We start from the raw sequence: 23,221 nt of genomic DNA on the forward strand, positions 1-23,221 counted from the left end.
GCAGTCGGTCGTGCACTCCCGGTAAACCAAGCGCATGCTGTAGGCGTCACACGTCCGTCCCCCCGCACGCGTATCTGGAGTCGCAATGGGCTACCCGCCCCAGCCGCAGGACCCCTACGGCCAGCAGCCGCCGTACGGCTCAGGCCCGCAGCACCCCCAGCAGTCGTATGGCTCCGGGCCTCAGCGGCCATACGGGTATGGCTATCAGCAGCCCAAGCCACCGCCGCCCAAGCGCAGCAACACGGGCCTGATCGTGCTTCTGGCCGTCGGTATCCCGCTGCTGCTCCTCGGCGGATGCGCCGCCATCGTCGCCATTCTCGGCGACAGCACCAGCAGGGACAGGATCGTCACCCAGCCGGACTCGCCCAACGCCGTGCCGTCGAAGCAGACCTCCGCTCCGCCTTCTCCAGCGGAGCCGTCCACCGCGAACGTCGGCGGGGCGATCACCTTAGAAGGCTTCGAGGGGGTGAAGATGTCGGTCACCCTCACCAAGCTGGTCGATCCAGCCACCGCCGGTCAGTACACCACCGCGAAAGCCGGCCACCGGCTCGTCGCCGTCCAGCTCACCCTCAAGAACATCGGCCAGGCGGTCTACAGCGACTCGCCGACGAACGGCGCCTACCTGATTGACGCGGACGACCAGCAGTATTCGTCGTCGTACCAGGATGTTCGGGAAGGGCAGAGCTTCGGCGGCCAGGCCACGATCAACACCGGGGACAGTCGGAAGGGTGTGATCGTGTTCGAGGTGCCGAAGAATGCGAAGCTGAGCAAGTTCCAGTTCGGGCTGAACAGCGGTTTCGCCGACCAGAAGGGCGAGTGGACGCTCAGCTGACGTCGGCTCGGAGCTTTTCCACTTCGGCGGCGAGCTGGTCTCGCTCGGCCTTGAGCTGCATGGCGAGCGCCTGCCACTGGGCGGCCTGGTCCAGCGCGGCGTTGCGCTGGTCGGCGAGGATCGGGGCGACGGCTTCGATGGGGACGGAGAGCTGGCTATCCACGGGCGGGCTCCTTGATCGTGTAGTAGCGGTAGGGTCCGTCGCCGCGCACGGTCACCTCGTCGCGGCGGGGTTCGACGAGCAGCGGCGGCACGTCCTTCCTGATCGCCTTGACGAGCCAGGAGACGCGTTGGCCGGGGACGCCGTGCACCTCGAATCGGCCCTGCTCGGGGTAGGTGGCTGTGGGCGCGTACAGGCTGTCGTGCAGTCCCGTGAGGAGGACGGCGCGGCCATCGTGCGCGGTGAGGACCTCGAAGTAGTCGGGCAGCGCAACGTCGGCCACGCCGAGGTCGTCGAGCACCACGGTGCCCCAGTACTCGACGCCGTTGTGCGGGCTCTCCGTCGTCGCGTGGACCAGCCATCGGTCACGGTCGAGCGGGTGGTCGATGACGAACGTCTTGGTGCTGCCGTTGACCGTGAACGAGCCGCCGCCTGTGCTGATGTCCACGCCGGAGCTGTTCAGGGTGATGGTTCGCGCTCCCGAGCCTGGGTTGTAGTGCACCTGAACGCCGTCGGACTGCGCGACCATACCGTTCGCGAACCCCGAAACGTTGGGGTAGTGCCACAGCCGGATCGAATTGGGCCAGCACTGCACGGTCGCTTGCTGGCTGGTCCAGACGCTGGACTCCATCGTCATGCCGATGTAGTCCGCGTTGGTGTCCACCGTGGCCACGATCCGCCCGAACTGGCTGCCCGAGGTAGGAGTGAACCTGATCTCGGGCAGCGTCGCCCCAGACGGGTTGAAGATCATGCGCTTGCCGGAGAAGCCCGTCGCGAGCTGACCGACGAGCGTGACGGCTCCCGTCGATGCCGAGATGTCCACGGTGGCCTGGCTGGAGGAGTTGTACGTACGGAATCCTGTGCCGTCGAGCTGGATGCGGGCGCCGCTGGTGGCCGACAGCAGTTCGAACGAGCCGTCGGTGTCGAGGTGGACGGTGCGCGTGCCGCCCGAGTTGTAGATCTGCACACCGGAAGTGCTGGACAGATCGACCCGAGCGCCCGAGGACGCCGATCGCAGGGTGAACGAACCGGTGTTGAGCAGTGAGACCAGTTCGGTGCCGCCGCTGTTGTAGCCGTGCAGCCCGGTCGCGTTGAGCTCCACTCGCTGTCCGGAGCTGGCGGTGCGGATGCTCGCGCCGATCAGCCAGTTCGCGCTGATGGTCCCGGCCGTGACCTTCGTGACGGTCAGGTCCGAGATGTGCGCGTCGTCCACCAGCAGCGCCGTCACCGTCGCCGTCGCCGACGGAGCCGACCTGTTGCCCGCAGCGTCCACCGCGATCACCCGCACGTACCGGGTCGTGACCTCCTCGCACGGCACCGTCCCGACCGCCGGGATCTCCGCCAGGATCATGCCCGCGCCGCACGGCACCTTGCCCTTCAGCGTGGTGTCGTCCGGCGTGTAGGAGTTGGTGTCGCCGGAGTGCACTTCGAGGTGGTCAAGGTCGGCTTCGAGGTTGAACGTTCCGCCCGACGCCTTGCCGAGGGTGTGCGTGATCTGGATGCTGAGGCGGTTCCCGGCCACCGTCGGTGGCGCCGGGGTGCTGGGCGGGATGGTGTCCGGGTTGGCCAGGGCCGTTTCGACGGTGCTCCAGGCTCCCTGGTTGTTCGAGCTGTCGACCGCGCGGATGCGGACGTCGTACTCGACGCCGGGCGACAGGTCGTTGATCATGGCCTGGAGGGTGCCCCACGGGGCGTAGGCGGTCGCCCAGTCGGTGGCAGGCGAGACGCCGTAGGCGATCTCGTAGTGGTCGCCGTCGAGGATCGTGGAGCCGTCCTCGTTGAGCGGCAGCTCCCACTTGACCAGCATCTTGGCCCGGGTCTCGCCCGTCGGACCGATGTAGACGCCGGACTCGAACGGCAGGTCCCATATCACCGTGCCGGGGATCGTCGAGTCGGGCACGGGGCGCGGCCCGACCGGCTCGACGCCGGCCTCAGACAGGGACTTGAGCAGGTCGCCGACGTCGACCGTGGTCTCGCCGCCCTCCCAATCCACGTAGGAGGTGAGGTCCAGCCAGGTGCCGTTCTTGTCGCGGTAGGCGACCGTCATCCCCTTGCGGATCGGCCACGACGCGCCGACCATCCTCAACCGGACGGGGTTGATCCGTTCGCCTCGGAAGACGATCTCGTTTCCGGTGTCCACGAGGCCGGTGTCCGGGTCGTACACCCAGGCCCAGTCCCCGACGGCGGCGAAAGCGCCGATCACGTCGTAGTCGTCCGTCGTCATCCGCATCGCCGCCCGCGGATTGACGAACCTGCTGAGCTGGTACTCCGCTCGCCCCTGGGCGTTCGTCGGTGTCGTCTGGGACTCGGACATGATCCGCGTCCGCTTCACCGGCTGGCCGCGCAGGTCCTTGTACGGGTTGACCGCGTTCGTGGCCACGCCGGTGACCACCGCGTCGCCCTGGCCCTCCGCGAGTAGCACGAGCCTGTCGGTCCAGTCGTCCACGTCCTGCGCGACGCCCATGTCCCCGCGCAGCCCGTGCAAGGTGAGATCGTCGCCGTCGGTGTGGCGGTTGGGACGCCGGCGCACGATGACCGTATCCGGGACCTCGTCGTACAGATCCTCCGCCAGGCCGGCGTCGAGCCGGCCGTCGCCCGTCACCCGCCACTCAGCGCCCATGGTGTCGCAGATGTAGCTGATCGCCTTGCGCTTGCTCTGCCAGACGTGCCGGCCCTTGTACGTGCCGGGCACCGAGTAGAGCGTGCCCTCGACGACGGCCGTGCCAGCCCCGAGGACCTGGCGGATAGCGTTCGGGAAGGTCGCGTTGATCGACACGCCCGGGGCTTCGATGACGTCGCCCTTGCCGTCCGCGTCGCCCAGCCACAGCGCCATGGACTGGCCGTCGACCGTCTTGCGGATGTGGTCGACGTCGCGGCCGGTGAGGACGCCGACGTAGCGGGCCATGGTGAGCAGCTGGTCGCCGTACTGGGCTGGGTCGAGGCGGCCGGGGATGAAGGCGACGTGGCCGAAGTAAGCGAGCTGGTCGAGGACAGTGCGGGGTGTCTCCTCTACGAGGGTCAGCTTCCAGCTCCCGAGGTCCATGAGCTTCTCGTTGACCGGCATCTGCTACCTCCTCACGGCCGCTACGGTCTCTGGCAAGGCGCCCACGTACTGATTGCGCAGGTCAGTGGCAGCATCTCCGGACACTGCGTCGGAACCGCCGGCGACAACGCCGAGCCAGAAGTCCATCGCCGTCTGGCCGGTCCGGATCAGCCCGCCGCTCGCGTGCGGGTCGAAGTTGCGCGCCGACCCGGCCACAACGCGGTTGCCGTCGGTGTCGTTCGTGCTCCGCACCACGTACGAGGTGCTATCGGTGAGCGTCTCTGCGCTGGCCAGATACACCGAGAGGTTGCCGCTGTCGCCGCGTTGCAGGTAGCCCTCGACGATCCGCGAGCCCCTGCGCAGCGTGAGGTCGAGGTACACCCGGCCCACCGGCGACCGCCGCACGGCCAACCTGACCGTGCACCGTTCGAGATCGTTCTGCAGCACGCTGGCCGAGTCCCAGCCGGTGATCTGCGTGCCGCCGACGTCCACCCACCAGCTCTTGGGCCGCCACGCGCCGCCGGTGAAGGACGCCACCTCGATGCTGCCGCCGCTGGACAGCGGTCGCACCCTCACCAGGCCGTTCGACAACTCCCAGCCATCGGCAGCAAGCGGATGGCCCGCGCCCACCCGCTCCACACCGCGGGTCAGCACCCGCACCCGGCCGCGCAGGAAGTCGGCCACGTCGCAGCCCCAGCGCGGGTTCACTCCGGACGGGATGCCGCGGTAGACGGTGATGTCGCCGTCGGTGCTGGCGCGGGTCATGAGGCTGGGCAGGGTGGAGCCGGTGTAGTAGGCGTAGTGGCCGACCGGCGGCGCGCTCCACCGCTCACCGGTGAGGGCGAAGTCGTTGGCTCGCACCGCGCCCGCCAGGCGGGATTCGAGGTCGACGTCGGTGTCCGGGCCGTGCCGCTGCAGCGAGATCTTCCAGGCGATCTCGGTGATGCCCTGCCGCTTGCGGTCCTTGACCTCGCCGGACGCCGAGCTGACGGTGTAATAGCCGTTCCGCTCCGTCTTCTCCTCGAAGACGACGTTGACCAGAGACCCTTGGCCGCCGAGCACCCCGTCGAACCTGTCCCAGGTCTCCTCCCGGGTGATGAGCGGGCACACCTCCACGCCCTGGATATGCATCGACCAGCCCTGGTACGCGGACTCGGAGAACGTCATCGTTTCCCGGAGCGTGAGACGGCCGAGCTGCAGATCAGACACCGGCGAACTCCTCCCGCTCCAGGTCGCGGATCGCCTGCCGCAGCGACTCCACCAGCCGCCGGTAGCTCACCGGATTCGTGGGGTCGAGCACGCCTTGCAAGCTGACGTTGAGGTTCTCCACGTGCACGGTCCGCCCGGCCACGCCGCCACCCGCCGCGGCCGGCGCCCCGAACGAGCCGGCGAAGTCCGGCGGCCCGGCGGCCACTCCCGGCATCTGCAGCCCTGCATCCAGCGTTGCCGCGCCGGCCGCGAGCACGCTGTCGAGCGTTCCGGTGAGAGCGGCTTGCTGGCCGGAGATGCCCTCGGCCAGGCCGGTCATCATGGACCGGCCGGAGTACAGCGTCCACCCGCGACCGCTGAACGGGCCCGCCTTGGCGGGGCTGAAGGGGAAGAGCGACCGGAGGTGGTTGAGGACGTCGGTGATTGAGTTGTACGCCGTCTGCCACATGGAGTAGACGCCGTTGATCAGGCCCTGCATCAGGCTCCGGCCGCTGTTGTACAAGAGCCCGCCGAGGTCGCCCAGCGCCCCCGTGATCTGCCCCGGGAGGCCGCGTACGACGTTGAGCACGTCGTTGGCTCCGTTGGAGACGGCGTTGCGGATGTTGTTCCAGGCGTCGGAGGCGATGTTGCGGACGTTGCTCCAGCCGTCGGCCCAGCGCTGGCCGATCTGCCCGAGGACGTCGCTGATGTTGCCCCGGATGTCGTCGATCTTGTTGCTGATGGCGGAGCGGATGTCGTTCCACCGGTTCTGGACCTGGCTCAGCACGTCGCCCATCCACCGGCCGATCATGCCGGGCAGGTCGCCGAACCAGCTCACCGCGTCCTTGATCCACTGGACGCCGTCGCGGAACCACTTCGTCATCCCATTGATGAGGTCGGGGATGATGCTGTGGCCGACGAGGGTGTCGTACAGAAATTGGAAGATCGCGATGATCTGGTCGATGTACGGCTTGATGTCCGCTACGAGCTGCGACAGGGCGACGCCCATGCGGGCGATCTCGATTGCCAGCCGAGTGAGTTCGGGGGTCATGGGCAAGATAGCGGGCAGCACCTCGTTGATGAACTTGACCGCCAGGTCAGCGAGGAGCGGTATCAGGGGCTGAATATCCCTTGCCAGCTGCGCAAACGCCGGAATCAAACTGTTGATGATCACCGGCACCAGGTTCAGCAGCGGCGGCAGCAACTGAGTGATCAACGCCGCCCCGATCTGGCCGAACGCGGCGTAGATCGGCTGCATGTACGGCAGCATGATCGCCAGCGCGTCAGAGATCGCCCGCAGCGCGGGCTCCAGCGCGCTGGACAGGGCAGCGATGATCGGGCCGAGCGCCGACCCGAGGTTGGACAGGGCGGCAGCGAGGATCTGACCGAGGACGCCCGCGACCTGAGCGATCACTGGCAGCAGCGGAGCAGCCGCGACCAGCAGGTCTGAGATGCCCTTCCCGAGGGCGAGCAGCCCGGCCTGCAGCGCGGGGTCAGCGAACGCCTTGGCGAGGTATCCAGCCAGCGCAACGAGACCGGGACCCAGCTGAGCCAAGGCGGGGCCGAGCGCGTTGAGGGCGGCGGCCAGAGCGGGCGCGACCGCGGTAGCGATCGTGACCAGCGGGGGGACCACCAGCGCGGCGGCGCCACCGAGCGCGGCGAAGATGTCCCCGATCGCGGCTCCGAGAGGCTCCAACGGACCGATGGCCTCGACCATGCGGCCGAAGCTCTCGACCATGCGGACGAGACCAGGACCGAGCGCGGCGATCCCGCGTCCCAGCACTTCAATGGCCTGCGCGAGCACGGGGCCGAGCGCTGTCGCCACCTTGGCCGCCTCGGGCGCGATGGTGGAGATGGCGCCAACGAGGGATGTGATCACGGGGAGGAGGGCGCGGCCGATGTCCTGCAACGCCTTGAAAATTGCGACCAAGGTCTCCTGGCCCTTGGCCGAGTTGACCCACTCATTCATGCCGTGCACGAGCTGGCCGAGGATGCCGAGCGCGTTGCCGCCGGCCTTGGCCGCGGCATCGAGCAGCCCGGTGAAGGTCTGCCACACGTCCTTCACGAGGCGGCCGAGCTGCTTGAGGACATCGGTGGCGTCGTTGAGCCACTGCCACGCCTGGCCGCTGCTGGAGACCTGGCTCATCCATTGGCCGAAGGTCGTCAGCACGCCCTGCAAGCCGGGCGCGAACGAGGCCAGCCAGTTCGAACCCACCACGCCCAGATCGGTGAACCCGCGCAGGAGCGGATCCAGCGCCGACCAGATACCGCCCAGCAATGTGCGGGTGTTCACCAGCACCTGGTCGAGCTTCTTGACCGTGTCGCCGGCGGAGACGAACTCGAGCACGCTGCGGGTGATGCCGCCGAACGCCGCGGCCAGCTCGGCGAGGCTAGGCTTCAGCCCGGCGATCCCGGCGACGAACGGCTGCAGGGCGCCGGCGAGCTGGTCGGTGAACGCGTCCTGCGCCGCGCCTTTGAACGCCTTGAGCTGCGGGATGACCTCGCCGAACTCGCGGACGAACGCCTTGCCGCCATCGGAGAGCTTGAGCAAGATCTCGCTGAGGGCCTCGCCGTTGCCCGACAAGGCCGCGCCCATGGCCTCGCCGAGCCCGCCCGTGGCAAGCTTCCACGTCGTGAACGCAGCCGCCCCGGTCAACGCGACGCCGGGCAGCCCGGCCAGCAGCCCTGACAGCGGCGCGATCGCCGCCGCCAGCTCGGCCACGTATCCGGCCGACGACGCCGCAGCGGCCCCCAGCGTGGCCACACCGGCGGCCCCCGCCCCCAGCAGCGTCATGGAAGAGGCGACGCTGGTGAACGCCCCGCCCAGCCCCTTCGCGACGCCGGCGAGGCCGCTCATCACGCCGCTGGACCGGTCGAGGTCGGGGGTGAGCCGGGACCGGATGGAGTCGCTCAGCCGGTCGGTGTCTCGGCTGGAGTCAGCCTGGGCTTTCGCGTACGCCTGCGACACCTGCGCGGCCCGCTCGGACACCTTGACCTTGGCCAGCTGCGCGGTCGTGGCGGCGATCTCCGCCTTTTCCTGCTCCCGCGCCGCCGCCGCGGCCAGCCGGATTGCCTCCTCCTTGTCGCCCTCGCCCCTCTTGACCTTCTCGGCGGCTTCTGCCGCACGGTCACTGGCCGCTTTCGCCCGCTCCCCGGCCTCAGCGGCAGCCAACCCAGCGCGCCGCGCGGCCAGCTCCGCCTGGGCGAGCTGGAGCTCGAACCGCTTGATCGGGTCCAGCGCCTGGGAGAAGCCCGCGCTGGCTTCCTTGCCCATGGCCTTGGCGAACGCCTTGCCGGCGGCGTCGCCGACCTGCTCGCCCAGCCGCTTGCCCACGGCGACGAACGGGCTGGCATCGTCGCCGAAGCGGACGCCGTTGTCCTTCATCCCGTCGGCGAACTCGCGGCCGGCCGCATCGCCAGCCGCCTCGCCGATCCGCTCGCCCTCGTCCTCGAACACCGGCCGCTCGGCGCGGAGCCGGGCGGAGGCGTCACGGGAGAACTGCTTGCCGAAGTCGTCACCGATGCCGTCGAAGCCCTGCTTGACGTCGTCGCGGAACTTGTCCGTCAAGGCTCTGACCCTGACGAACGCCTCAGCGAGCGGGGTGCCAGCCACCATGCACCCCCGCTCCGGCCTGTCGTGTGCTGGTGGCTATCCGGCGGCGGCGAAGCGGGCGAGCAAGAGCCTGCGCGCCTCGCGCTCCTCCGGCGTGCGCGGACGGCGTGGCGCCGGAGGCGGAGGCGGCGAGAACACCTCATCGAACGCCTGGTGGGCGTCGCCGACGGCCTTGTCCGAGACGCCCGCGAGAGCGAGTAGCGCGCTGGTCTGGACAGTCTGCGTGCGCCACTCAACCCAGAGGGCGTGGACGAAGTCGAGCTGGTCAGCGAGGGGGAGATCTTCTAGCCGTAGGAGACCACTCGCCGCTCCTGCGGCTCCGTCTCCGTCTTCGCCACTTCCTCGACGGGGACCTCCGTGACCGTGGCCCGCGAGAAGGAAACGACCCGAGCAGTATCCGGCATGGTCGGCGGCCCATCGGGCGAGCCCGAGGACCGCTCCGTAGGGCGCTCACCCTGCTCAGACAGCAGGCCGCCGAGGATCTCGATCAGCACCTCGCCGTCCGTTCCGTGCTCGCGGCAGTGCTGCCGGAACCGGCCGTACTCCTGCGGGCCGAGGATGGCCCGGTAGATGTCGGCGAGGATTGCGATGCCGTCAGCAGAGTCGGTGTCGAACCCGGCGGCGGCGAGGCGGGCGAACTCGCTGATGTCCATCAGGCTGATCTCGCCTTCGCCGACGAACTGAACGCCGTCGAGCTCGAACGTCGCAGGGGTGCTCTCCGCCTTGCGGCTCTTGCTGGTGTAGGAGCGCATCTACGCCGCCCGCGCGTTGTCGAAGAGGACCTTGAACAGCTTGGCCGCCGACGGCTTCTCGAGCTTGAACTCACACGGAATCGTCGCCTTCTCCGCGCCCTTGCGCCGGTTGATCTCCAGGCTGCCCGTCTGCAGGGCCTTGCGGTAGACCCACCGCTCCTCGCCGTCCTCGCTCTCGAAGCCGAGCATCACGCGGACCTCTTCGCCCAGGTCCGGCGGCTCGAACGTGACGATCCCGGTGCCGGAGACGATGCTGCCGCCGTTGAGCGCGCGCTGCAGGTTCTTGGCCGTCATCTCGGCCAGCGCGAATGCGACGGTGCCCTCGCGGCTGGTGAGCGCGACCGCGACCGGGTCCAGCTCTTCGGCCACCTCGACGTTCTCGGAGTCCACGGAGTACGAGAAGCTGCTGCCCTCGTTCGTGTAGCCGAGAGCGGCCCACGCGGCGGACACTGTCTCCCACGGCGTGGTGAGGTCGGTCGGCTCGGTGGTGCCGAGCGGCGCGATGTAGAGCTTGCCGGGGCCGAGCGCGATCGCGTTCGGGTTGCCACGGGCCATCAGACGTCACCTTCCTTGCTGGTGGCCTGGCCGCCCTTCGCGTCAGGCTCGTCGCTGGTCTGCTGGGGGGAGTCGTAGCCGTCCGGCGGGCGCACCTTGTCGGCCCAGCCGTGCGTTTCGACGTGCTCGACCGGCACCCGGTCGCCCGGGTTGAACGCGCGGGCGAACTGGTTGCCGCCGATGAACAGGGCCTCGATGGCGATGTAGTACGGCGGCGCGGTCGGAGCGGGCGCGGACGGCTGCTTAGCGTCGCGGCGGGAGGAGGCGGCCATCAGACGATCCGGAACGCGCCGACCGTGACCGTCGTCGCGCTGGAGTAGGTGATGTCCGCGGACCCGTCTGCCTTGGCGTACCGGCGCCCGACCGGAATCTTCCATCGCTCGCCAGCCGGGATCGCGACGGCCCGGTCGGCGATGGCCAGGCCGTCCACGGTGCCGGGAGTGGCGATGGTCACCGTCACCGACGAGCCGGAGCCGTTGTTGACCTCCAGGAAGATGCCGTCACCGGCCGGGCAAGTGTCGCCGCCGCCGGAGGCGTTGACGAGGGCGGACGCCGCGCCTCCAAGGCCGAGCGTCTGCAGGGTGAGTGCCGCCATCGGAACCTCCAGGTGGTCACGGCGGGGTAAGGGGTAGGGCTGGTCAGCGGAGGTAGAACGTGGCGTCGACCTGGTAGGCGACGAGTTCGCCGCGCGCGCCGGCCTGGTCGTCGATCAGCTGGGGGCCGACGATGTCGTCCACCACCAGGCACGTTGCGTCGCCCATCGGCGTGTGCTGGCCGGACAGGTCGGCGAGGGCGTTGGCGTACGCCACGGCGGCCAGCTCGGCCGCGGTGCGGGTCGCGGCGAAGACCACGCCGGCCATCCGGGCTTCGTCGATCGGGGCCTCGGCCACCATGGCGTCGGCGCCGTCGAGCCGGGTCAACCAGAGGTAGGCGCCCCTGCTCGGGGAGCGGATCTGGGTGTCGAACGCGCCCTGGTCGAGCGGCCGGCCGGGACCGGACAGGGTGGGGTGGTTGTTGATCCACGCGAGGACCGCGCTGGTGGCGGCGACGCGCGCCATCAGGCTCCTCGCAGTTCGGCCAGGGCGCGGCGGAGGTAGGCGTATGGGCGGGTGCCGGGGTGGTGGACAACGCGAGCGAAGACGACCTTGCCGTTGACCATGAACCGCAGCCAGCCGTCCGGCCGGCGTGAGCGGATGATGTGCGGGCGCGTGCCGACCTCCATGAACAGGCCGTACGGCGCTCCGTCTCTCGCCGTGCGGGCCGGGGAGGAGATGTCGGCGTACACGCCGATCAGGTCGCGTCCCCTGTCCCATCGGATCTTCGACCGCATGTAGCCCGGCGGCCGGCCCGCCTCGATGTCCCCCGCGGGGCTCACGTTCGCGAAGCGCTTGGCCGTGCGCGTGCACCGGCGGGCCAGCTTCGCGATGTGCAACCCCACCGGCCCCTCGTAGCTCTTGAGCACGTAGAAGACCTCGGGCTCGTTCCACACCCACACCACGTCAGCCACCAGGACCTCCTCAGAGCGGGTAGTCGCCGTACCAGGCCGGCTCGGGGAACGCCCACTGCGGCAGCAGCGACCCCTCGGTGCCGGAGCCCTGGTCGTCCATCGCCTGCTTGAGCCGGTCGAGAGCGTCCTTGGCTCGCTGGTCGAGCTGAGGGAACCGGTCAGCGTCCGCGTTCCGGTTCGGATACGCCAGCTCGATGTCGGCCGCCGCGCGCAGCGCCGCCGCCTCCGACGCGAGGTGGTACAGGAAGGTCGGCGCGGTGGGGACGGCGCCGCCGACCGCGCCGAGCACCTCCGCGACCGCCGCGGCGATGTGGCGTCGCGCCTGCTCGTCGGTCGGCTCGGTCTGCGCCGAGAACGTGCCGCTGAGCGCTGTGTCGCCGGGAGACGCCGCGTTGCGGGTGCGGGTAGGGATGTGGTCCGCGACCTGTTCGAGCGTCGGAGTCCAGAGTTCGGCCACGGCCCCTCCTCGCTATTCGGTTGTGGCGGCCCGGCCGGCGGCTACGGGGAAACCGCCAGGCCGGGCCACGCTCTACTCCGGCTTGCGGACGTACCGGTCGAGAAGCTGGTCGCGCGTCATCGCGTCCAGCTCGCCGCGGTCGTCGCCCTGGGCGACGCCATACTCGACGAGGTCACCCTTGCTGGACCGTGCGTTGACGGAGGCCGGCGCGCCGCTCACCGTCTCCAGCTTCTTCGGCTCCTCGGCCGGGGCGTCGCCGCCCTTGACCTCCTCGATGAGGTTCGAGTCGAGAAGGTGCTGGATGCGGTCCTCAGGTACGTCGGCCGGAAGCATGGCATCCCGGTACAGGGTGACCAGCATGCGGCCCTGGGCGGTGGACACCGGCACGTGCGTGATGCACGCGCCGGTCACGATGTAGCGCTTCATGCTCACGTCCCTGTGATCTTGATGCCGGAGCCCGGCTCCTGAACGACCGGGACCGTGATGCGACGGCCCCAGACCTCCCACATGTCCCGGCGAGGAAGACGCTCGGACTGAACCTGCACCGCCAGCTCGTCCACGGTGTAGCCCGGGTCCACCTCCGCCTCATCGGCCATGCCGCCGAGCTGCATGCTGTCGATGACCCACACGTCGTCGGACGGCAGCACCGACAGCGGCGCCTTGACGACGATCAGATCCGCGAGGATGTCGACGCTGCCGTTGTAGACCGGGTTGTCCGTGGTCTCCCGGCGGCGCAGCGACGCGAGCTTCTCGTCCGAAGCCATGTAGGCGTACTTCGTGTTCGACATCACGATGATGTTCGGCCGGTAGCCCATCTGCAGGTCCTCGACCTTGGCGATGGCCAGTTCGACGTCCCGCAGGATCGTCGCGGTCGAGTTCCACGCCGCCGAGGCGGCCTGTGTCTGGGTGACGGCAGAGGCCACGGCGGACATGGTGATCGTGTCGATGTGCTTGATCACCGTGTTGACGACCTTGCGCAGGACGCGGTCGAGCTCGTTGCCGGGCCTGGCGTTGCGCTTGATCTTCTCGTCGGTGAGCTGGGTCGCCTGGCCCCACTTGGTGACGGCGGCCAGCGCGGCGGCGCCCTCGGGGGTGACGTCCTTGGGGTACTCGGCCCCGGCGGGGACGGCCTCGATGGGGCGGGTGGTGAAGATCGGTTCCGAGACTTCGTACAGGACGGCGCCGCCCGAGCTGCGGTAGCGCTGGGTCAGGATCTGGTCCGAGATGAATCGCAGGTCCTGGATGGTGCGCAGGCGGCGCTGGATCTGCGCCGGGGACTGCAGTAGCCGGTGGATGGTGAGCAGGTCACCGGACAGGCCCGGAGGGGGCGGCGGGTATGTGGCCATTCTGTCAGGCTCCTTGTCTCTACCAGGCCATCCAGCGGACCTTGGCGGTGTCCGCGGCGGTGGTCAGGGCGACGCCGATGACGGCGCGGGCGTTGTTGATGTCGGCCGCGGTGGTGCCAGCGGCGGCGGCGAGCGAGGCGACGGTGCCGGCTGCGCCGGTGGCGAGCTGGGCGCCTGCGGTGATAGCGCCGGACGCGGTGGACTCGTGGACGACGCCGCGGGCGTACACGGTGACCCGGGCTCCGGAGGGGGCGTCGGCCGCGGCGACGCCGATCCATGAGGCGCTCGATGCGCCGGCTGGGGCGACGGTGCCGTTGCCGGAGACGGCGACGGTCTGGCCACCGGTGATGGCCGCGCTGGTGGTGAAGCCGACGGCCTCGCCGGGGGTGTAGACCGGCAGGTACTCAGCCATGGGGTCAGGCGTCCTTTCCGGGGATGGAGAACAGCCGGTCGATCGCCGCGTTCTCGGCGTCGCTGGCCAGCGGGTCGGTGCCGGGCTCGCCGATGTCCTCGACCGGGACCGAGTTCTTGGGCAGCAGGTCGAGCAGTGCGCGCGTCCCGTCGGGGTCGCGGTCCCACGCCTTCGCGTAGTGCTCGCGCCGGGCGGGCGGGAACTTGCCGTCGCGGAGTGCCTCGTTCAGGACGCGGTCGCGCTCCTCGGCGCGCTGCTGCGCCCGGGCGGCGACGCCCTCGGCGGCGCTGTTGCGCAGCTCGTCGAGGGCGGCGGAGTCGATGAGGGTCATGCCCTCGGGGATGCGGGCTGCGATCGGCTCCGGCGCGGGGGCCGGGGCGGGCTCGGGCGGGGTGGTGTCGGCGCGCTCGGCCAGGGCCTCGTCGAGCGCGTCGAGCAGGGCCGTGTCGTCGAGCTCAGCGTCGGCGTCGATGCCGAGCCGCTCACGCAGGCCCTCGCTCAGAGTGGACATGCTGTCCTCCTCCTGATCGGTTATTGCGGGCCCCGCGGCCGGCTCGGCCGGGGGAGTCTGGACGGCGAGAACCGGCGCGGGGGCGGCGGCACGGCCGGGGTAACGGAACCTCTCGGCGAGGTCCCACGAGTTGGTCACTGGCTGGTCGTCGTCGGTGTCGCGACGCTGCCCGACCTCGTCGGCCAGGCCGGCGGCGACCGCCTCGTCGGCGGAGAACCACGCCTCGCCGCGCATCCGCTCGCGCCACTCGGCTACGGTGCCACCCGCGCGCTCGGCGTACACGCCGGCGATGTTGTCGGAGTGGCGGTCGAGCATGTCGGCCATCTCCCGCATGTCGGCGGCCTGGCCGTAGCAGAACCCGGACGCGTCGTGGATCATCATCTGCGAGTGGGGCTCCATCACCACGCGGTCGCCGGCGAGGGCGATGACGCTGGCGATGGAGGCGGCGAGGCCGTCCACGTGGGTGGTGACGTGCGCGGTGTGGGCGCGCAGCAGGTTGTGGATGGCGATGCCGTCGAAGACGTCGCCGCCCGGCGAGTTGATGCGCAGCGTGATCTGCGAGGCGGTGATGTCCTTGAGGTCGCGCATGAACTGCTCGGCGGTGGTGCCCCACCAGCCGATCTCGTCGTAGATGACGACCTCAGCGGTGTCGGCGAGGTTGGTGATGCGGTACCAGTCGCCCGCGCGGGGCGGCCGGGGCGGGCGGTGCTGCACGCGGGGCTCCTAGGTCCAGAGGGCGTAGACGGTGCCGCGGCAGCGGACGCCGCCCTGGCAGTCGATGTATGAGCCGGTCCCGTACGCGGCCTCGGCTGCGGCGAGGTCGTCGAACTCCTGGCCGTCGATGTCGCGGCAGGGGCCGCAGGTGTTCGGGTCGAGCACCTCGCTGCTCAGGTAGCGGGCGTCGGGTGCCTCGTGCAGCACGGCGAACCGGCCGGACGCCTGCGCCTGCGAGAGAGCGGCGCCGAGCTGGTCGCGCAGGAACCGGTCGGACAGGCCGGCCAGGAACGCCACCACTGCGGCGGCCACCGTGGCGGCTGCCGCGCCTGGGGTGGTGAGGCGGAGCGCTTCGCGGGCGGCTGCCCCGGCCAGCCACACCGCGAGGAGGGTGGCGATGACGGTGGCGACTGCGCCGAGCCCTTCCTCGTCGACCGGCGGCGGCTCGACGGTGACGCCCTGGCTCGCAGCCTCGGCCGCCATCTGGTCGGCGGAGGTGCCAGCCAGCGCCACCATGGCCGCGGTGAGGAGCGCAGCGGCGGCGGCCCAGTCGAGGCTGAGCGCGCACAGCGCTTCGAGGTCCTCGTCATCGAGCGCCTGCTCGATCTGCTCACCGAGCTGGCCGCGCCAGGTTTCGGCGATGTCCTGCCAGTCGACGAGCAGCTCGTCGAGCGCCTCCTGCCACGCCTGCTGGATGGCGGCGGGGTCCATGCCGGAGGTGTCCTCGTCGAGGGTGAGCTGCCGCCTGGTGCCCTCCTCGGCAGTGGCGGCGCGCGGTTGGCGGGCGCGTGGCCGGCGCCGGGCCCGGGCCGCAGGGGGCTCCGGCGCCGGGTCTGGTGCGGGCGGCGGCGTGGTGGGTCGCGAGGTGGGGGCGTCCGGGTCGCGTTCGGGAAGCTTCCAGGTCTTGCGGACGTAGGCTTCAAGCTCGGGGTCGGGGTCAATCGCACCCGACCGGATGAGCAGGTCGAGCGCTTCGGCGGTGACCTCGGGTCGGGCGCCGACGTCCTGCACGACGATCTTGGGGGCTGGCTCGTCGTCGCCCCAGTTGTAGTCGACGAGCTGGGTGACGATGCCGTCGATGCCAGGCTGGCCTGAGGTGGCGGCGTCGGCGATCTCGTCGGCCACGCTCTGGAGCGACAGGAGGAACAGGTCGAGGAAGCTCTGGCCGAGCGCCCTCGATCCGTTCGAGGTGTCGCCGAGATCCATCAGCCCCGCCAGGGCGCTGCGGCTCATCTGCTGATCGAGGTAGTGGATCATCGCCATGGCGTCCGGCGCCGACCCGGTCATGCCCGTGATCGCGAGCTGGAAGCCCGCAGGAAGGCCTACGCCGGCCTGGTCGCCTACGCGCATCGAGCTGGCCAGCCGCTGGGCCTCGGCCACCTGCGCCGGGGTGGCGCCTGTCGGAGCGGTGACGGATGGGACGCCCATGCCGAAGCGGCGGATCGCGGTGGCGTTGACGCGCCACATCTCGTGCTTGAGCAGCCAAGGCCCGTACGAGGCGCGCATGATGGAGCGTCCGGCCCAGTTGGCGCCTTCGCGCTCGTGCACGTACCAGGCCAGGCGATCGGCGGGGATCGGGTTGCTGGCGGGGGCGATGTCTTGCTGGATGGAGCGGATGGTGCCGTCGCGGTGGAGGTTGATGGCGCCGATGGTGTGCGGGAGCCGCTCGCCGAGATTGATCAGGCGGGCGAGGCCGTTGCGGATCTCGTACCGCCGCTCGAACACCGAGAATCCGTACGTGAGGCTGAGCAGGGCCAGCCTGAGGTGGTCGGCCCAGGAGACGCCGCGCCGCCTCGCTGGGCCGGGCTCCACGTCCGCGCCGAGGATCGGCAGGCCGAGGTCGTCGGCGACGAGCTGGACGACCTCGTCGCGGCACCCGGCCGGGTCGATCATCCACGTCGCGCGGCGGATGGGCAGGGTGTAGGCGGCGAGGACGCCGGTGAGCTGGGGGTCGTGCCGCATGCGGGCGTAGGTCTGGACGCTGTTGGGCCAGATGAGGTCGGGGATCTGTTCGAGCCAGTCGCCGAGCCAGAGGCCGGCGTAGTAGGTGTCGAGGTGGCCGATCTCTCGGGTCGGGGCGCTGGCCATGGTGTTCACCCCGTTCAGTAGGTCATCGTCATGAGGTCGAGGCCGCCGCCTGTACCGGTCGCCGCGGCGTACGCCTGGCCGATCACGTCATCCACCGGCGCCGCAGCCCGACGCGCATCCACCTGCGCGGCGTTCTCCGACGGCAACCAATGCGCGCTCACGACCCGGGCCGCGTACGAGAGCGTGTCGACCTGGTCGTCATGCGCCGCCGACGGGAACGAGGCCAGCTCGTCACACCAGACGTCCAACCAGTCCGCCCCAGCGGGGAACCACACCCGGCCGGCCTTCACCCGGTTCGTCGCCGGAATCGCCCGCGTGATCTTGTCCGTCTCGGCGACCAGTGGCTGCACCGGGATGCCTGCCGCCGTCGCGTCCACCGCGAGCGTCGTGCTGATGAAGGACTGCTCGATGAAGACGGTGTCCGCGTGCCAGCGCTGCTGGAGCGGCCGGACGTGGTCCCAGTGCTCCCCCTCTTCGAGCCGGCCGCGGTTCCGGCCGAGCAGGATGAGGTCGCCGTCCGGGGAGATGGCCCAGGCGGCGGCCACCGTGAAGTCCGCCGAGGTGCGCTTCGACGCAGCGAGGTCGACTGTGATGAACCGCCAGCAGTCGTCGAGCTGGACGGCCCGGCCGCCGAGGTCGACGCGCTGGCCGCCCAGCACGCCGTGCCACGCCGCGTCCGCAGGCATCTGCCGCCAGTAGCGGAAGTCGCTGCGCTTGAAGAGGTTGCCGTCGGCCGCGACCGGGTTCTGCTGGAAGATGCTGTTGAACACGTACGCCGACCGCTTGACCTGGAGGTCGTGGAAGTATCCGGGCTTGCGCCGCTGCACCGACTCCAGCTCCTGGCCCGGCCGCCGGCCGAGCGGATCGTTCGGGCCCGCGATGGCCGGGATGCGCACGATCCGCCAGTCCCCGGGCTCGCGCGTTTCGAGGCGGCCGGCGAGGTCGTCCTCGTGCCACCGCGTCATCATCACGATCACCCTGGCTCGGGAGGAGAGCCGGGTGGAGCCGTTGGACTCCCACCAGTCCCAGTCCCGATCCCGATAGGTCGCCGACTCCGCCTCGGCCCGGCCCTCGACCGGGTCGTCCACGATGAGCACGTCCACCGGCTCGCCGGTAATGCCGCCCGCGATGCCGACGCACACGAGCTGGCCGCCCTGCTCGGTCTCCCACCGGCCGGCCGCCCGAGAGTCCTGCCGGAGCGTGATGCCGAGTTCCGGGTGGGCGAGAATGTCGCGCCGGATCTGCCGGCCCCACCGTTCGGCCTTGTTCGCCGCATAGCTGACGATGGCGATGCGCAGGGTCGGGTCGTGGGAGAGCAGCCAGGCCGGGGTGCGGCGGCTGATCTTCTGGCTCTTGCCCTCCTGAGGTGGGCAGAACACCATCAGCCGGTCGTGAGCGTTGCCGTCGAACAGTTCGACAAGCTCGCGGTCGATGAGGTCCAGCATCGCGGTCTGCCGATGCCCGGCCGGGTCGAGCGCGGCGGACATCGCGCCGGGCGTCGGCCACTTGCGGGTCTTGGTCTGGAAGTGCTGGGCCGCGTACTCCCACGGGCTGAGCACGGTCACGGGGTGCCGACCGTGAGCGTCCCGGACCGGCGCACCGGCCGCTGCGACGCCGCCTCCAGCCGCGTCCACACCACGTACTCACCCGCCACCAGCTCGACATCACTGCCTTGGCCGATCAGGAGCACCGCGTCCTCCCCATCCCAGCTCGCGGCGTGGTAGTCGTCCTCGGCCGGCTCGTCGGCGGTCTCGAGCACGACCGCGATGCCGACCGGGAAGCCGTCCAGGCCGGGCCCCCAGGGCACGCGCAGCTCCTCGCGCGAGGAAGCCGGCATGTACGGCATGCTCACTCCCCTCCAAGGACGGGCGGTCCCACCGACCAGGACAGGCTCGCGACCCCGACCGGCCAGCCCAGCCGCGGTGAGCCGACCCGGACGGGCACGTCCAGCTCAGCCACCTCGGAGACCGCGGCAAGCCCGGCCGCGAGCGGCGGCAGGCCGGCCGTGACCGGACCGCCCGGGACGAACACGGCCGCGCCGGCGGCGGCAGATAGCGGCGGCAGGCCCGCCGCCGCTTGCCCCTGCACAAGCGTCTGGCCCGCGGCCGACGCCGACAGGCTGGGCAGCCCACCGGCGACCGGACCGCGCACGAGGAGTCCGCCGTCGCCGCCGGCCGCGAGGCCGGGCAACGTGGCGGCCACCGCGCCGGGCACCCTCACGCTGGCCCCGGCGGCGGCACCGAGCGGCGGGAGCGCGGCGGCCAGCGTGCCGGTAATGGCGTCCTCGAGCGTCGAGGACGAGTTGCCAGGCGTGCCGTCCCATGCCGCCGAGGGCGAGTCGCCGTCGAAGTAGTCGCCGAGCACGCTGCCGGCCTCGATGAGGCACATGGTGGCGTGCACGGTGGTGACGGTGTAGTTAGTGCCGTCGAGGATGATCTGCGCGGTCGCCGCGCCAGCCGGCGCGGTCGCGGTGACGCTGGCCCGGGTCACTACGTTCGCGGTCAGGCTGTAGGAGCCGTTGCTGTAGGAGATGACGCCGTCGCTGGCGTTGCGCCACTCCACGTAGATGTTGCCGCCCGCGCTGAACGCGTTGTTGGGCCGGACGTAGACGCTGAGCGTGTACTCCTGCCCGGCCACCGCGGCGCCGCCGGCGGTGCGGATGAAGGTCCCGGCCGTGTACTCGGCCGCGTTGGGCCGGTCGAATCCGGTGACGGCGGCCCGGGCCGGGGTGGCCTCTCCGCCCCACCCGGTCGCGTTGTTGGTGAGGCAGGGGTTGACGCACAGGTTGTGGCGGGTGGCCATCGTCTACGGCTTCAGGGCGAGGTGGAGCCGCCGCGGACAATGTACCCGGACAGCGGCGGCAGCGAGCTGCAGGTGTAGGTGACCGTGTGCGTGGACGGCTCGTCGGCGCCCTCCGGCCAGATCCATTCGCCCTGCTCGTCGAGGTCCATCACGTCGAGCTCGGCGCGGACCGGGCTCTCGTCGTAGACGCGCAGCGTCCAGCCCGTCTCCAACGGGATGCCGTTGGCCGAGCACCAGTTGATGAGCATCTGGTACGGCGGGCTGGCCCAGTGCGCCGGGTCGTGGCGGACCTCGACGGTGAGATACAGCGACATCGCACGTTCTCCGTTCAGCCTGCGGGCATGGTGATCGTGCCGGCCGTGATCTGCACGGTCGCGCCGATGCTGATGGTGGTGGTGTTGAGGATCAGCTCCGTGCCGGACGTACCGGCCGAGCCATCCAGCACCGTGTTGGCGTCGCGGTCCACGATCCGGAACCACCCAGCCGTGCCAGCGGCAACGCCCGTAGTCGAGAGCGGAGTGCCGAGCAGCGTGGCGACGCCGGCGCTCGACGCGCTGAAGGCCGGATTCGCCAGGGACACCTCGGCGAGCAGCGTCCCGGACGGAGCGGTGTTCGCCGACGCGGGCTGCGTCCCGGTGTAGATCCGCAGCCTGCCTTGGGCGTTGGTGGAGCCGGTGTCGATCCGGTCGACGACCGCGTCGGCCGCGGCGTTGCGGACGGCGTCGGGGATGCGGGTGGCCAACGGAGCCTCCTCAGGTGATGTTCAGGTCGAATGGGCCGAGGAGGGGTGCCTCCGGACCGGACGTGATGCGGACCCAGATCCCGTAGGTGATGCCTTTGACCAGCGGCCAGTCGGTGCCGGGGCCGATCAGCGCCGCCGCGCTCTGGCCAAGCCACACCGCGGTCTCCCAGTCGCCGGTGGCAGGGTCCTGGCCCTCGGGCAGGAACGCCATCGACACCGGGAGGTCAGTCAGCTCCGGCGGGCCCTTGAGGATGGGGACCTTGATGTACTCCACCGACAAGTGCGAGATCCGCAGCATCGCGACGCCCCCTCCGGGTCAGGTGGTCGGTCTGCCAGCGGTCCAGCCGCGCACCGCCCCGTCGGCGGCGACCGCGCGCTCCGGCTCGCCCGCGGCCCAGCCGCGCTCGGCTCCGGGGGTGGTGACGGTAATGTCGTAGATGATGTCCGTGGGCACCTCGGCCACCAGGCCCGGCAGCGTCGCGCCCAGCGCGCCGGACACGACGACCGCGCCGACGGCGGACGCCGACAGGGCGGGCAGGTCGTGGTCGACGATGCCGAGGAAGACGGTCCCGTCCAGACCGGCCGAGATGCCGGGCAGCGTAGCCGCGATCTCGCCCGGCGGCTGCACATGACCTGTCGCCGCGGCTCCGAGCGACGGCAGCCCGACCGCCAGCTCACCCGGGGACTCCGCGGTCCCTGCTGCGCTGGCGGACAGCGACGGCAGCCCGAGCGCGGCCGAGCCTGCGACGACTGCCGCGCCGGTCGCGGAGGCCGAGAGACCGGGCAGCGTGTGGGTGGCGGAGCCCGAGACGCGGACGGCGCCGGTCGAGGCCGCCCCGAGGGGAGGTAGGCCGGCGGCCACGCTGCCGGTGGGGGGCGTGGAGGAGGTCGGGATCGCGAGGCGGTGGCGGCCGGTCGACCACGAGATCGGCGGCCCGTCGGGGTCGAGGCTCGCGCCCGTGCCGCCGGACAAGGTGTTGGCGTTGCCGCTGAAGTCGGTGGCTTCGAGCCGGTCGAACGGGTACCAGCACCTGAGGTTGCTGGTGCGCTGCGGTTGGTAGGTGTACGCCTCCTGCAGCAGCTCGTCCGTGGTCAGGCGCACGCCGGACCAGACTTTGACGGCGGCGATGCTGCCGTTGAGCCAGCTGGTGGACAGGCCGCCGACGCCGAGCAGGAGGAACCCGGCGTTGAACGTGGTCGCGCCGTAGTTCGGGGTGCTCGTGGTCAGGGTGCCGCCGGCGTCGCCGATGACGCGGCTGACGTCGCCGTTGGTTTCGGCGCCGATGCCGACGTACGTCCAGGTGCCGACGGTGAGCGTGTGGCTAAGGAGGGCGTTCCATTCGCCGTCGGTTTCGATGGCGAGTGCGCTGCCGTCCCAGGCGCGGACGGTGAGCCAGTCGGAGGAGCCGTTGTCGATCTGCCAGAGGATCGTGGAGACGAGGCGGTTGGCGGCGAGCTTGACCCACATGGAGACGGTCCACGCGGACTGTGCGCCGAGGGCCAACGCTCGGTTGTAGGACTCGCCGGAGGCGTCGAACCGGACGGCCACGCCGCCTCCTACGTGTCGGAGTAGCTCAGCCTCACGGAGGTGAGGATGGCGTCGCCGGTGAGGTCGTCGTTGGCGTCGCTGACCAGGCGCGTCACCTTGATCCACACTTCGTCGTCGGCCGCGATGCTGTCGAGGTTGCTGATGGTGACCGTGGTCTTCATCAGCTTCTGTGCGTTCGTGCTGCCGAGGTCTGTGGATGCCTGCTGCGCCGTGGCGAACGCTTTGGTCTCGACGTTCTGGGTGTCGGTGCCGGGGGTGATCGCGGCGATGGCGACCTGCCAGGTGACGCCGTGCGTCGAGGTGGTGGAGGTGTCGGCGTACCAGATGACGTCCGCGGTGACGTTGCCCGAGCCGTAGCCGGCGGGGTTGAACTTCCAGTAGGCGACCTCGGCGGCGCTGGCGTCGTAGGCGAGGCCGCTGACCGTGAACGAGGTGCCGTAGTTGCGGACGTACTGCGGGAACGCGGACGCGCCGAAGGTCGCCTCTTCGGGGGCGAGGTACTGGCGGAGGGTGGCCATCAGGCGGCCCACCGGGTGCGCAGCTGCTCGCGGAGCTGGTCGCGCTCGTCCGGGGTGGCGGGTACGGGTTCGCCGCGTCGGATGCAGCCGTCGATGGTGGCGAGGTCGTTGTAGTCGTACAGCGTGACCTGATCGTTGGCCCATCGGCGCACGTTGTAGCGGGTGGCCCAGGAGTAGATGGTGCCGACGGCGCGCGGCTGGCCGGGGCGCTTGGTCAGCTCGGCGGCGGCCTGGGCGGCGGTGACGGGGCGGGGACGCATGGCACCCCCTGGATATGCGAAACGCCCTCGCCGATGAACCGGTCGAGGGCGTAGATCACGTGACGTTACTGTGGCTAGCTTGCCCGCAGGTCAGGGGGTTGCGCAAGTGGTGGGTACGCCGAGCCACTCGCGGACTGTCAGTGTCAGGGCGTGTTCGGGGATGTGGATGGGG

Annotated in this window: 26 protein-coding genes; 1 reads left to right on the plus strand and 25 read right to left on the minus strand. The window is 70.5% G+C overall.

Features of this window, described 5'->3' with window-relative positions; all coding sequences use genetic code 11:
* The first annotated feature begins 85 nt into the window (after window positions 1–85).
* Complete coding sequence (locus MF672_RS38725) at window positions 86–832, plus strand: DUF4352 domain-containing protein (protein ID WP_242375212.1); 747 nt, start codon at window positions 86–88, stop codon at window positions 830–832.
* On the opposite strand, the gene MF672_RS38730 is transcribed toward MF672_RS38725, so the two are convergent.
* The 25 genes from MF672_RS38730 to MF672_RS38850 form a co-directional block, all read right to left on the minus strand.
* Entirely contained in the window at window positions 825–995 is a 171-nt protein-coding gene (locus MF672_RS38730; protein WP_242375213.1) for a hypothetical protein, read from the minus strand. The genes MF672_RS38725 and MF672_RS38730 overlap by 8 nt on opposite strands.
* Window positions 988–4,056, minus strand: coding sequence for a phage tail protein (locus tag MF672_RS38735; protein ID WP_242375214.1), 3,069 nt, complete (start codon window positions 4,054–4,056; stop codon window positions 988–990). The genes MF672_RS38730 and MF672_RS38735 overlap by 8 nt, the downstream gene beginning before the upstream one ends.
* A gap of 3 nt (window positions 4,057–4,059) precedes the next feature.
* Window positions 4,060–5,244 carry a hypothetical protein gene (locus tag MF672_RS38740; RefSeq protein ID WP_242375215.1) on the minus strand — a complete coding sequence of 395 codons (1,185 nt, stop codon included), beginning with the start codon at window positions 5,242–5,244 and terminating at the stop codon, window positions 4,060–4,062.
* Window positions 5,237–8,791: a phage tail protein gene (locus MF672_RS38745; RefSeq protein WP_242375216.1), complete on the minus strand. Its 3,555-nt coding sequence runs from the start codon at window positions 8,789–8,791 to the stop codon at window positions 5,237–5,239. The genes MF672_RS38740 and MF672_RS38745 overlap by 8 nt, the downstream gene beginning before the upstream one ends.
* 329 nt (window positions 8,792–9,120) lie before the next feature.
* A complete protein-coding gene (locus tag MF672_RS38750; protein ID WP_242375217.1) occupies window positions 9,121–9,588 on the minus strand; it encodes a hypothetical protein in 468 nt (155 codons plus the stop codon).
* Window positions 9,589–10,143 carry a phage tail tube protein gene (locus MF672_RS38755; protein ID WP_242375218.1) on the minus strand — a complete coding sequence of 185 codons (555 nt, stop codon included), beginning with the start codon at window positions 10,141–10,143 and terminating at the stop codon, window positions 9,589–9,591.
* Window positions 10,143–10,415, minus strand: a complete 273-nt coding sequence (locus MF672_RS38760; RefSeq protein WP_242375219.1) for a hypothetical protein — start codon at window positions 10,413–10,415, stop codon at window positions 10,143–10,145. Before MF672_RS38760 ends, MF672_RS38755 begins: the two co-directional genes overlap by 1 nt.
* Window positions 10,415–10,738: a hypothetical protein gene (locus MF672_RS38765; RefSeq protein WP_242375220.1), complete on the minus strand. Its 324-nt coding sequence runs from the start codon at window positions 10,736–10,738 to the stop codon at window positions 10,415–10,417. The genes MF672_RS38760 and MF672_RS38765 overlap by 1 nt, the downstream gene beginning before the upstream one ends.
* Window positions 10,739–10,781: 43 nt before the next feature.
* Window positions 10,782–11,201: a hypothetical protein gene (locus tag MF672_RS38770; RefSeq protein WP_242375221.1), complete on the minus strand. Its 420-nt coding sequence runs from the start codon at window positions 11,199–11,201 to the stop codon at window positions 10,782–10,784.
* Window positions 11,201–11,650 (minus strand): hypothetical protein, encoded by a 450-nt coding sequence (locus MF672_RS38775; RefSeq protein ID WP_242375222.1) that lies wholly within the window; start codon window positions 11,648–11,650, stop codon window positions 11,201–11,203. The genes MF672_RS38770 and MF672_RS38775 overlap by 1 nt, the downstream gene beginning before the upstream one ends.
* Before the next feature lie 10 nt (window positions 11,651–11,660).
* Window positions 11,661–12,107, minus strand: a complete 447-nt coding sequence (locus tag MF672_RS38780) for a hypothetical protein (protein WP_242375223.1) — start codon at window positions 12,105–12,107, stop codon at window positions 11,661–11,663.
* 72 nt (window positions 12,108–12,179) lie between these two features.
* On the minus strand, window positions 12,180–12,533 hold the full coding sequence (locus MF672_RS38785; protein ID WP_242375224.1) for a hypothetical protein: 354 nt from the start codon (window positions 12,531–12,533) through the stop codon (window positions 12,180–12,182).
* Between the two features lie 2 nt (window positions 12,534–12,535).
* Window positions 12,536–13,453, minus strand: coding sequence for a phage major capsid protein (locus MF672_RS38790; protein WP_242375225.1), 918 nt, complete (start codon window positions 13,451–13,453; stop codon window positions 12,536–12,538).
* 19 nt (window positions 13,454–13,472) lie between these two features.
* Window positions 13,473–13,865, minus strand: a complete 393-nt coding sequence (locus MF672_RS38795; RefSeq protein WP_302893353.1) for a capsid cement protein — start codon at window positions 13,863–13,865, stop codon at window positions 13,473–13,475.
* Window positions 13,866–13,869: 4 nt separating this feature from the next.
* Window positions 13,870–15,090: a head maturation protease, ClpP-related gene (locus MF672_RS38800; protein ID WP_242375226.1), complete on the minus strand. Its 1,221-nt coding sequence runs from the start codon at window positions 15,088–15,090 to the stop codon at window positions 13,870–13,872.
* A 9-nt stretch (window positions 15,091–15,099) separates the two neighbouring features.
* Window positions 15,100–17,178 carry a phage portal protein family protein gene (locus tag MF672_RS38805; protein ID WP_242375227.1) on the minus strand — a complete coding sequence of 693 codons (2,079 nt, stop codon included), beginning with the start codon at window positions 17,176–17,178 and terminating at the stop codon, window positions 15,100–15,102.
* Between the two features lie 14 nt (window positions 17,179–17,192).
* Window positions 17,193–18,743 carry a phage terminase large subunit gene (terL, locus tag MF672_RS38810; RefSeq protein ID WP_242375228.1) on the minus strand — a complete coding sequence of 517 codons (1,551 nt, stop codon included), beginning with the start codon at window positions 18,741–18,743 and terminating at the stop codon, window positions 17,193–17,195.
* A complete protein-coding gene (locus tag MF672_RS38815) occupies window positions 18,740–19,015 on the minus strand; it encodes a hypothetical protein (protein WP_242375229.1) in 276 nt (91 codons plus the stop codon). The genes terL and MF672_RS38815 overlap by 4 nt, the downstream gene beginning before the upstream one ends.
* Window positions 19,016–19,026: 11 nt before the next feature.
* Window positions 19,027–19,980 carry a hypothetical protein gene (locus MF672_RS38820; protein WP_242375230.1) on the minus strand — a complete coding sequence of 318 codons (954 nt, stop codon included), beginning with the start codon at window positions 19,978–19,980 and terminating at the stop codon, window positions 19,027–19,029.
* 11 nt (window positions 19,981–19,991) lie between these two features.
* The gene (locus tag MF672_RS38825) at window positions 19,992–20,294 is read right to left on the minus strand and encodes a hypothetical protein (protein WP_242375231.1); all 303 of its coding nucleotides are present in this window, start codon (window positions 20,292–20,294) and stop codon (window positions 19,992–19,994) included.
* Window positions 20,295–20,308: 14 nt separating this feature from the next.
* A complete protein-coding gene (locus MF672_RS38830) occupies window positions 20,309–20,722 on the minus strand; it encodes a hypothetical protein (RefSeq protein ID WP_242375232.1) in 414 nt (137 codons plus the stop codon).
* Window positions 20,723–20,732: 10 nt separating this feature from the next.
* A complete protein-coding gene (locus tag MF672_RS38835; protein ID WP_242375233.1) occupies window positions 20,733–21,020 on the minus strand; it encodes a hypothetical protein in 288 nt (95 codons plus the stop codon).
* A gap of 18 nt (window positions 21,021–21,038) precedes the next feature.
* Window positions 21,039–22,271, minus strand: a complete 1,233-nt coding sequence (locus MF672_RS38840) for a hypothetical protein (RefSeq protein ID WP_242375234.1) — start codon at window positions 22,269–22,271, stop codon at window positions 21,039–21,041.
* 8 nt (window positions 22,272–22,279) lie between these two features.
* A complete protein-coding gene (locus MF672_RS38845; RefSeq protein ID WP_242375235.1) occupies window positions 22,280–22,789 on the minus strand; it encodes a hypothetical protein in 510 nt (169 codons plus the stop codon).
* Window positions 22,789–23,049: a hypothetical protein gene (locus MF672_RS38850; RefSeq protein ID WP_242375236.1), complete on the minus strand. Its 261-nt coding sequence runs from the start codon at window positions 23,047–23,049 to the stop codon at window positions 22,789–22,791. The genes MF672_RS38845 and MF672_RS38850 overlap by 1 nt, the downstream gene beginning before the upstream one ends.
* Window positions 23,050–23,221: the final 172 nt, after the last annotated feature.

It is taken from the genome of Actinomadura luzonensis (assembly GCF_022664455.2).
Classification (GTDB): domain Bacteria; phylum Actinomycetota; class Actinomycetes; order Streptosporangiales; family Streptosporangiaceae; genus Nonomuraea; species Nonomuraea luzonensis.